Origin of the sequence: Methylomonas subterranea (genome assembly GCF_024505185.1) — a bacterium.
Taxonomy (GTDB): Bacteria; Pseudomonadota; Gammaproteobacteria; order Methylococcales; family Methylomonadaceae; genus Methylomonas; species Methylomonas subterranea.
Genome location: NZ_JANIBJ010000013.1, coordinates 100484 through 109607, shown reverse-complemented (window position 1 = coordinate 109607; position 9124 = coordinate 100484). Strand labels below are relative to the sequence as shown.

At 61.2% G+C, this 9124-nt stretch carries 10 protein-coding genes; 7 read left to right on the top strand and 3 right to left on the bottom strand.

Annotated elements, in window-relative coordinates; all coding sequences use genetic code 11:
- The first annotated feature begins 92 nt into the window (after nt 1–92).
- Nucleotides 93–170 (top strand): sigma factor-like helix-turn-helix DNA-binding protein, encoded by a 78-nt coding sequence (locus NP590_RS08895; RefSeq protein ID WP_256602000.1) that lies wholly within the window; start codon nt 93–95, stop codon nt 168–170.
- A gap of 29 nt (nt 171–199) precedes the next feature.
- Here NP590_RS08895 and NP590_RS08890 read toward each other — a convergent pair whose 3' ends face one another.
- From NP590_RS08890 to NP590_RS08880, 3 genes are read right to left on the bottom strand one after another with little or no spacing between them, the layout of a single operon-like run.
- Nucleotides 200–1627, bottom strand: coding sequence for an AMP-binding protein (locus tag NP590_RS08890; RefSeq protein WP_256601997.1), 1428 nt, complete (start codon nt 1625–1627; stop codon nt 200–202).
- A 3-nt stretch (nt 1628–1630) separates the two neighbouring features.
- Entirely contained in the window at nt 1631–2923 is a 1293-nt protein-coding gene (locus NP590_RS08885; RefSeq protein ID WP_256601996.1) for a hypothetical protein, read from the bottom strand.
- A complete protein-coding gene (locus NP590_RS08880) occupies nt 2920–3162 on the bottom strand; it encodes an acyl carrier protein (RefSeq protein WP_256601995.1) in 243 nt (80 codons plus the stop codon). The genes NP590_RS08885 and NP590_RS08880 overlap by 4 nt, the downstream gene beginning before the upstream one ends.
- A 168-nt stretch (nt 3163–3330) precedes the next feature.
- Here NP590_RS08880 and NP590_RS08875 point away from each other — a divergent pair, with 168 nt between their 5' ends.
- The 6 genes from NP590_RS08875 to NP590_RS08850 are packed head-to-tail and all read left to right on the top strand — an operon-like array spanning nt 3331 to nt 9080.
- Nucleotides 3331–3594 (top strand): phosphopantetheine-binding protein, encoded by a 264-nt coding sequence (locus NP590_RS08875; protein WP_256601994.1) that lies wholly within the window; start codon nt 3331–3333, stop codon nt 3592–3594.
- Between the two features lie 2 nt (nt 3595–3596).
- Nucleotides 3597–4217 (top strand): COG4648 family protein, encoded by a 621-nt coding sequence (locus tag NP590_RS08870; RefSeq protein ID WP_256601993.1) that lies wholly within the window; start codon nt 3597–3599, stop codon nt 4215–4217.
- Entirely contained in the window at nt 4214–4840 is a 627-nt protein-coding gene (locus NP590_RS08865; protein ID WP_256601992.1) for a LolA family protein, read from the top strand. Before NP590_RS08870 ends, NP590_RS08865 begins: the two co-directional genes overlap by 4 nt.
- A gap of 3 nt (nt 4841–4843) precedes the next feature.
- On the top strand, nt 4844–7144 hold the full coding sequence (locus NP590_RS08860; protein ID WP_256601991.1) for an MMPL family transporter: 2301 nt from the start codon (nt 4844–4846) through the stop codon (nt 7142–7144).
- Nucleotides 7141–8343 carry a beta-ketoacyl-ACP synthase gene (locus tag NP590_RS08855; protein WP_256601990.1) on the top strand — a complete coding sequence of 401 codons (1203 nt, stop codon included), beginning with the start codon at nt 7141–7143 and terminating at the stop codon, nt 8341–8343. The genes NP590_RS08860 and NP590_RS08855 overlap by 4 nt, the downstream gene beginning before the upstream one ends.
- Entirely contained in the window at nt 8343–9080 is a 738-nt protein-coding gene (locus tag NP590_RS08850) for a beta-ketoacyl synthase chain length factor (RefSeq protein WP_256601989.1), read from the top strand. The genes NP590_RS08855 and NP590_RS08850 overlap by 1 nt, the downstream gene beginning before the upstream one ends.
- Nucleotides 9081–9124 lie beyond the last annotated feature (44 nt).

Here is a 9124-nt window from a genome sequence, read left to right as displayed (position 1 = left end):
CGCCGGCCCTATCGGGCTCGGCGGCTGAATGTCTAAAGTTGAGTTAATTCGACCAAATTGGACGGACTTCAATTGATTCAGGGCTGTGCAGGGTGGAAGGCAAAAGCTATGCGGAAATCGCCGCCGAATTGGCTATCTCGCTTCGCACGGTGGAATTCGGAACAAGCTGAATTTCGGAATGGTGTTCGTGATCATATCCTTATGTTTCCAGAAGTTCTTTCAGGCGCCGATAATCCAGTTTGCCGTTGGGTAGTCGCGGTAGGGCATCCAGCGCCAGGTAACGGCTGGGTTGCATGTAGGGCGGTAACTGGCGCAGCAGGACCTTGCGGATTTCGCCGATGTCCATTTCGGGCTTCAGCACCACGGCCAAGGCGGGCCGTTGACCGGCCGTCGGATCGTCCACCCCTTGTACCGCGCAGTCGCGCACGCCGTCGATGGCATTAACCACCGCCTCGATTTCCGCCGGCTCGACCCGGTAACCGGAACATTTCAACATGCGCCCCAAGCGGCCGTGGAAAAGGTATTCGCCTTGCTCGAGGCTGACGCGGTCACCGGTGGCATACCAGCCTTGCGGATTTAAAAATGTCCGTAAAATTCCCGCCCGCCAATAACCGCTGGCCAAGCTTGGCCCGCGCACCCACAGCTCGCCGCTGTCGGCGTCAATATGCGTTTCGCAGCCGGCGGCGGGTCGGCCTATCGGGATGTTTTGATCGGCTTGCAAGCGTTCGCGGCGTACCGGCCAATAACAGCAAACGTTGGTTTCGGTGGGGCCGAAGAAATTATACAAGGCCGCGCGCGGCAAGGCGGCCGCCAGATCGATCAGGGCTGGAGTCGGAAACACTTCGCCGGCGAAAATCAGAAAACGCAAGGACGCCAGCGGCGTTTGGGCCAGATTGCCTTTGTAAGCCAGGAAGGCCAGCAAGGAAGGTACGGTATACCAGCCGCTGATGGCCTTTTCGCCGAGCCAGGCGCTAAGGCGGGCGGGGGCCAAGGTCAGTCTGGCGGGCACGAAATGCAGGCAGGCGCCGGCTCCCAGTACCGCGTATAGATCGAAGGTGGACAAGTCGAAGAACAGCGGGGAACTGCTGGCGATATGGTCTTGCGGTGTCAAGGCCAGCAGATCGGCGGCCCAGCCGGCAAAGGCCGCAATTGCGGTATGGCTCAAGGCCACGCCGCGCGGCTGCCCGGTGGAGCCGGAGGTGTACAGAATGGCCGCCAAGCCGGCGGTTGAAATCTCGACCGCCTCGGGCTGATTGTCGGGGCAGTCGGCAATGTCGAGCCATAAATCGGTATCCAGCCAGATTGGTGCCTCGCCCAGGCCCAATACCGCCTTGGCGTGGGCGTCGCCGACGATAAACAGCAGGCGCGAACTGGGGTTTTTCAAGTCCAGCGGAACATAACAGGCGCCGGCAAGCAGGGTGCCGAATACGGCAATGACCGCATCCATGCTCCTATCGATATGAATCGCCACCGGCTGTGCGGGCTGAATGCCGCGAGCCAACAAAGCCGCCGCCACCGCTTGCGCTCGCCGCAACAACTCGGCATAAGCGATCATCCTGTCGTCTTCCGCCAGCGCGGGCGCATCGGGCCTTAGCCGGCATTGCCGCATGAAGCCGTCCAGCAACATGCTTTATTCCGTTTCGCTTTCCAGCAATTCGTTGTCCATTTTCGCCATCAGGGCGTCCAGCCAGACTTTATCGACGGCCGGGGACAAATAATTGTAAGACAGGGTCAGGCTGCCGTTGACCTGTCCAACCAGCAAGGCCAGACCGGGCGGCAGCGTCATCCAGCACATCATGGACATATCGGTAACCGGAACGCCGAGAAAGCCGTTTTTTGCCCAGGCCAAATCGCCGACATCGGAAAACCACAGCGAACTCAACTCGCCGCCGCTGTGCTGTTTGCGCAGAAATTTGGCGTACTTGGCCGGTGGCAGCCATTGCCCCAGCCACATCAGCGGCAGGTAGGCGAAATCAAGCTCGTCCCGCACCACCCGTATATGCTGGGCCAGCAGGTGTTCGAACAGGGCTTTGCGGTCCCTGACCTTTTCCCGGGTGGCCTGGGCGAACAGACAGCCGACATGATTGCCGAAAACCGGCGTCGGCGCATTCTGCCGCCGCAGGTTGAAGGCGTAAGGTATGCAGTAACCGGCCTTGGCGGCGGGCGGTCCCAGGCTTTCCATGGCCCGCATTAAACAACCCAGATAATATAATGTACGGCCGGCCATGCCGGTGTGCTGTTGCGCCAGCTTGGCGATGCGTCGGGATTGTTCGGTATCGTAACGGCGTACTTGCAATGCCAGGGTTTGCGGGCCTTGTTCGGCCAGCGTGGGCAGACAACTATCCAGGCTGTTGGCTTGGTTGTTGTGGCGCTTGGCTTTCATCAGCAGCCAAAACTTTCTCCACGGGCTCCACTGCGCCAGCTTGGCTTCTATCAGCGAGGCCGACTCCTTGAAACTGTCCGGCCGTTCCGAACCCAAAAAATCCAGCAAAATTTTCGCGCCCCGCGCATCCAGCAAGGGATGGTTCCAGTTCAGCAGCAAAATACCGCCGCTGGCGCGGGCTATCCAATGCAGCGTCAAGGCACGGGTTTCCGGCCGATTGAAAATCCGCAACAGGATGCCTTGGGCCTCTGTGTCGTCATCGCCGGCGGATTCGCAGCGATGAAGCTCCAGCGGAATGGATTGGCCGGTCGGCTGCCAGGCGTGGCGCTTGCCCAGGCGCTCGATGCGGGCCGAGGCTATCGGGAAGCGTTCCACCAATAAGTCCAGGCGCTGTTGCAAGCGGTCACGGTCGGGTTCGGCGGATAAGTGCAGGGCAAAACCGCAGTAGCCGCCGGGCATGCCGGCGGCGCGGATTTCCTGGTCCAGAACGTAGGTGAAGTAGTCGGCCGGATTGAAAAAAATCGGTGCGAACCGGCTCATGCGTTTTGCGGTGCCTGTTTGATCCAGTTTTCCAGCGCATTCAGGCTCTGCACATTGTCGGGTTCGATTTCGGTGTCCGGCAGAATTACGCCGAATTCCTTCTCGGCGAACATGATCAAACGCATGATGCCCATGCTGTCCAGGCCGGCTTCCAGCAAGTCGTCGTCGTCGCCGAATGCAGCCGGATCCTCGTGATAAATCAGTTCGGAGAAAATAAACGCTTTGAGTTGTTCCTTCATGGGCTTGAATAGTCGATATGTAAAAGACGAGGAAGCCCGGGCCAAGGCCGGGGCGGATCGACGGGCGCGGGCAATTTTGGCACTCATTGCCCGCCAATCCAAGTGATTTTGCGCGCTAATCCGAATTTTGTGTAGAATCTCGGCTTTATAAAAGGAATGTAGAACGCTATGTCAGACGACTTGATCGGTCAATTGAAAACTCTGCTCATCGAAGGCTTGCGTCTGGAAGACATCGTTCCCGACGATCTTTCCGCCGATACGGCCTTGTTCGGCGGCGGCCTGGGTCTGGATTCCATTGATGCCCTGGAAATAGGCGTGATGCTGGACAGGCAATACGGTGTCAAAATCACTTCCGGCGACGAACGCAACACTCAAATTTTTGCTTCCCTGCGCGCACTGGCGGACTTCGTGGCTGAAAATCGCACCCGTTAAGCATGGGAACAGCACTCAAGGCGACGGGCATTACCGGTTTAATTCTCGGCTATCCCTTCCTCAGCGCTTATCTGGCCCGCCATGGCTTCGCCGGACTTATTTTGCTGCTGTTTGCCGCCCTGACCGTCTGGCGCGGCGTGCATATTCAAAAAGCCGGCTGGCGCTTTGCCGTTCTGGCCTTCGCCGCCGTGTTATTGGCGGGCGCCTATTTGTCCAATGTTTACGCGATCTGGCTGATTCCCGCCTTCGTCTACGCCTGGCTGGCCGCTTTATTTGGCCATACCTTGCGTTGCCCGCCCTCGATTTGCGAACGGCTGGTTCGGCTGCAGTTTCCGGAATTCAAACCCGGTATTGCCGAGTATTTGCGTGAAGTGACCTGGATCTGGACGCTGTTTTTTGCCGTCAATGTGCCGGTATGCGCCTTGCTGCCCTGGCTGGCCGGTCCGCAAATATGGTCGCTGTATACCGGTTTGCTGGTTTACCTGCTGATGGGGTTGCTGGTCACCGGCGAATGGCTGTACCGCCACCGGCGCTTCCCCGACCTGGAAATTCCACCCATGCTGGAAACCGCCCGCTATTTTGCGCTGCACGGCCACAAGGCCTTCAAGGACATCTGGTCGTGAAACGCTTTTGGGCCGTGTTACTGTTATGCCTCGCCTTGCCCTGCCCGGCCGACGATGGCGCGCTATCCGAAGTGCTGGGCAAACTGCGCCAAGTCGGACAGGCCAGCTTTCAGTACCACGAAATCCAAACGCTGGAGCTGGCCGCATCGCCCTGGCGTGCCAGCGGCATCATGCTGACCGATGAGGCCGGCAGTCTGGTCAAGCTGCAATTGCAACCCAGCCGCGTCATCATGGCGATCAGCGGCGACAGTTTGTACTACTGGGATGCCGCGCAAAACCGGCGCCACAGCATGCCTATCGCTTATGCCGACGAGACGGCGGCGCAAATCCTGATCTTTCGCGGCATTCTGCTAGGCCGCGCCGAAGAGCTGACGGCCGGCTACGATCTGGCGGCGGATGTCCGCAATCCCGACTGGTCCTTGCACATGCAACCCAAAAATGCCCAGGCCGGGGATAATACGCCGACTATCGACATCTCGGGCGACGCCGACCCGGACAAGAGACGGATTTTGCTCCGTCGGGCCGACGGCGAAACCACCGAATACCGCATCGAAAAAGTCGCCGCGCCACACGCCGAAAATTACAGCATCCCGCAATTGTTGCGGGAAGCCGGCGGAGAATAATGCGTGCGTTTCGCCTGGAGGAAACGCTGCTTTTTGCTGTTGCTGCCCGTGTTGCTGGCCGTTACGCTTTGGCAAATCCGCGTCGAGTCCGACCTTAACGCCTTTTTCACCCATACCAACGATGCCGATGCCGAACTGCTGTCCGGCCTGTTGCAATCCGGCGAACTGTCGCGCCGCTACCTGCTGGTGGTGGAAGAATCCGCCGCCAACGCCAGGGATGCGCCCAGCTTGGCGGCATTCAGCGCCAAGCTGATCCAACAGCTGGCGCAACTGGACCAGGTTGAGCAAGTCTGGCCGGCGGCACGGCCGCCGCGCGACTGGCTGGACGCCACCCAATTTTACGCCCCCTATCACGCCCGCATCTACAGCCTGAATCCCGCTCGGGACGCCGCCAGTTTATTCGATCCGCAAGCGTTGCCGGGCCGGGCCGATGGCTTGAGGCAGGCTCTGCTGTCGCCCCAGGGCGGCTTCGTCAAATCCATCGCCAAGCAGGACCCCTTGCTGCTGTCTCTGAACGGTTTCAAGACCCTGCAAGCCGGGTTTCAACAAACCAGGGACGATGGCGCCTTGATATTGCAAAGCCGACCGCCGGCGCTGGATTCCGCCGCCCATGCAAAACTGCGGGCCGCCATCGACGCCCGCTTCGACGACTTGAACCAAGCCGCCGGCCGGGCGTTCCGTTTGTCCATAGCCGGGGTGCCGGTGTTCAGCGTGGCGGCGCGCGACGAAATCAGCCGCGACGTCACGCTGGTTTCGACGGCCTCCAGCCTGTGCGTGGTGCTGGTGTTCTTGCTGTTGTTTCGCTCTTTCTCCGCCCTGCATTGGCTGCTGCTGCTGCAGGGCTGCGCCTTTTTGATCGGCATACTGGCCACCCAGCTGATTTTTGGGCAGGTACACAGCCTGACGCTGGCCCTGGGCGCCAGCCTGATCGGCATCTGCGTCGATTACCCCATACACGTCATGGCGCACAGCGCCAAACACCGCAGCAGTCCTTTGCACAATGCGCGCCTGTTATGGCCCAGCCTGTGGCTGGGCGGCCTGACCACGGTGATCGGTTATGCCGCCATGGGCTTTAGCGGTTTTCCGGGTTTCGAACAGATTGCCGTGTTCGCCTTGTTCAGCATCGCCGCTTCCTTGGGCTTGACCCGTTGGTTGCTGCCCGCCCTGTTGCGGCATGGGTCCTTGCACATTGCGGATTTGCCCGGCATTGCCGGCTGGGTGGCTTTTTGCGGCCGGCGCCGTAAAGCGTTGCTGAGCCTGATAGCCTGCGCCGCCGTGCTGGCGGTTTTTTCCCTGCCGCGACTGGGCTGGATGGACGACATGCAAAAACTGACCATGAACATGGATGCCATCAAACAACAGGACGCCACGGTGCGCGCGCATTTTTCCAGCATGGAACCGGGGCGCTTCGTGTTGATCCGGGCCGACGATTTCGAAACCGCCCTGCAACGCGCCGAAGCCGCCGAGCGGCGTTTGCAAGACTTGCAACGGGCCGGCGTCGTCAAAAGCTATCACGGCCTGTTTCCCTGGCTGGCATCCCAAGCTCTGCAAGCCGAAAATGCCCGCGTTTACAATGCCGCGCTGACAGCCGAATTTCAGGACGCCTGGCGCGCCGCTCTCGATCTGGCCGGACTGTCGGCGGACAAACTCGGTCGCTTGACGCCGGCCGGCAGCGGGGAACTGGCGCCCGAAGCGGTGCTGGAAACGCCGGTGCGCCATGTATTGTCCGGCCAGTTGCTGGCGGAACGACAAGGCGTGGCGCTGGCCCTGTGGTTGGGGGATCACGATCCGGCCGGACTGGCCGCCGGTTTGCAAGGCTTGGCCGGCACCCGCTACTTCAGCCAGCGCGAGCAGTTGAATCAGCTGGCCGGCCAATACCGGGACCGCTCGTTGCGGATGCTGGCAATCGGTATCGCCGTGATGGGTTTTTTGATCTGGCTGCAAATCCGGGGGCTGCGAAATACGCTGCTGACCCTGCTGCCGTCGCTGGCGGCGGTGCTTTTCATTTTCGCCAGTTGGGCCTTATTGGGCGAGGAATTGAGTTTCGTGCATGTCATCGGGCTTTTGTTGTCCATCTCCTTGTGCGTGGATTACGGCATCTTTTTCATCGAAAATCGCGGCGGGGATAGCGAGGTCACCTATCATGCCATCGCCGCATCGACGCTGACTACCCTGGCGTCTTTCGGCGCCCTGGGGCTGGGTAAAACCCCGACTCTGCCGATTCTATCCCTGTCGGTCAGTCTGGGCGTGGTGCTGGGGTTTTTGCTGTGTCCCCTGTTGATTCCCAAAACCGACCCCGCATGAAGCAACTGCCCTGCATCGCCCCCGCAAGTATCACCGGCTATCAATGCGTCAGCACGGCCGGAGACAGCTTGCATGAGTTACTCGCCGCCTTGCTCGCCAACCGCGCTTGCTTACGGCCATTGAGTTTATTTCCGCCGCCCTTTGCGACGGTAGTGGGCGAAGTGGTCTCCCGCCTGCCGGACATCGGGCCCAATCTGCAAAGTTATGCCTGCCGCAACGCCGGCTTGGCCTTGCATGCCTTGGGGCAAGACGGCATGCGCGCCGCCGTGGATGCCGCCACGGCCCGTTACGGCGCCGGGCGGGTGGGCGTGGTGCTTGGCACCAGCACCTCGGGTATTTACGAAACCGAAAATGCCTATCGCGTTCTGGCGGGCGCGGGCGCCATGCCGGACGATTTCAGTTTTCTCCACACCCACACCGCGCAGGCCAGCGCCGAATTTTTATGGCGGGAACTGGCCTTGCAAGGCCCCTGTTACGGCATTTCCACCGCCTGTTCCTCCAGCGCCAAGGCGCTGGGCGCGGCGCAACGCCTGCTGGCGGCCGATATCTGCGACGCGGTGCTGGTGGCCGGCGTGGACAGTCTGTGCCGCTTGACCTTGTTCGGCTTTAACAGTCTGCAACTGATCTCGCCGGAAGCTTGCCGACCGATGGATAGCGGCCGCCGCGGCATTAACATTGGCGAGGCTGCCGCCCTGTTGTTGTTGGAACGCCCCGATCCGGGCAATGCCGCATGCCCGCGTCTGCTGGCGGTGGGCGAAGCCTCGGACGCCCATCACATGAGTTCGCCGCATCCGGAGGGCCTGGGCGCGGCGGCGGCAATGACGCAAGCGCTGCAACTGGCCGGCCGCCGGCCGGAGCAGGTCGATTACATCAATCTGCACGCCACCGCCAGTCAGCTGAACGATTTGTCGGAAGCCAAGGCCGTGCACCGGGTGTTTCGCCGGCCGCCGCCCTGCGCCGGGGTAAAAGGCCTGCTGGGCCATACCTTGGGCGCGGCCGGGGCGGTCGAAGCGGTCGTCAGCCTGCTGGCGCTGGAACAAGGCTTTTTGCCAGGCAATTGCGGTTTGCGGCGGGTCGATCCACTGTGCGATCTGCCTATTGTCGCCGAACCGCGCCTGAACAGCCGGCCCCGCTTGATTTTGAGCAATGCCTTCGGCTTCGGCGGCAATAACGCCAGCGTGTTATTGGAGGCGGCTTGATGGATTGCATGAGTCTGCTGGGCTTCGGCGCCTGCGCCCCGGACGCCGGTTTTCGCGCCGGCCTGCCGTTTCCGGCCGACGACATAACTCGAGAAGCCATGCCGGCCATGCTACGCCGGCGCGCCAGCCGGTCCACGCAAATGGCCTTCAGCGCCGCCCTGCGGGCCTGCTCGCAAGCCGGGCGCTCGCCGGCCGGCTTGCCGGCGGTATTCGCCAGCGCGGCCGGCGAAATACAGATCACCGATCAGCTGTGCCTGGAACTGACTCGGGCGGAGCCCATGGTTTCGCCGGCCGCTTTTCATAATTCGGTGCAAAACACCGTGGCCGGTTATTGGAGTATCGCCCAACGATGCACCCAGCCGGCCACGGCGCTGGCGGCCGGAGACGACACTTTTGCGATGGGGCTGTTGGAAGCCTGGTGCCAACTGGCCTGCCTCGGCGGCGAACTGTTGCTGGTTTGCTATGACGAACGCTGGCCTGCCTATCTGGCGCCGGGCCGCGGCCAAGTCGAGTTTGCCAGCGCGCTGCTGCTGGCGGCCGGCGGCTGGCCGGATGCAGTCATGCAGCTTGGCCGGCCAGTTTACGCGACTTCGGCCGTCGACGAATTCTCTCCGCCGGCGGGCTCCGATCCGGTACTGGCGGTCTTGCCTTTGTTGGCGCGGGCGGCCGGCGGCGCTTCGGTGCAACCGAGTTTGCCCGTCGGGCGGAATTGGCTGGTCGATGTGCATAAGCGCTGAAAAAACTTTTACAATGCACTACCTTTGATCAACCTCAATTCGCA

Excerpts from the sequence above, each read along its gene's own strand:
- NP590_RS08880 (WP_256601995.1), bottom strand. The coding sequence starts at position 3,162 with ATGAAGGAACAACTCAAAGCGTTTATTTTCTCCGAACTGATTTATCAC.
- NP590_RS08890 (WP_256601997.1), bottom strand. The coding sequence starts at position 1,627 with ATGTTGCTGGACGGCTTCATGCGGCAATGCCGGCTAAGGCCCGATGCG.
- NP590_RS08870 (WP_256601993.1), top strand. The coding sequence starts at position 3,597 with ATGGGAACAGCACTCAAGGCGACGGGCATTACCGGTTTAATTCTCGGC.
- NP590_RS08850 (WP_256601989.1), top strand. The coding sequence starts at position 8,343 with ATGGATTGCATGAGTCTGCTGGGCTTCGGCGCCTGCGCCCCGGACGCC.
- NP590_RS08855 (WP_256601990.1), top strand. The coding sequence starts at position 7,141 with ATGAAGCAACTGCCCTGCATCGCCCCCGCAAGTATCACCGGCTATCAA.
- NP590_RS08875 (WP_256601994.1), top strand. The coding sequence starts at position 3,331 with ATGTCAGACGACTTGATCGGTCAATTGAAAACTCTGCTCATCGAAGGC.
- NP590_RS08885 (WP_256601996.1), bottom strand. The coding sequence starts at position 2,923 with ATGAGCCGGTTCGCACCGATTTTTTTCAATCCGGCCGACTACTTCACC.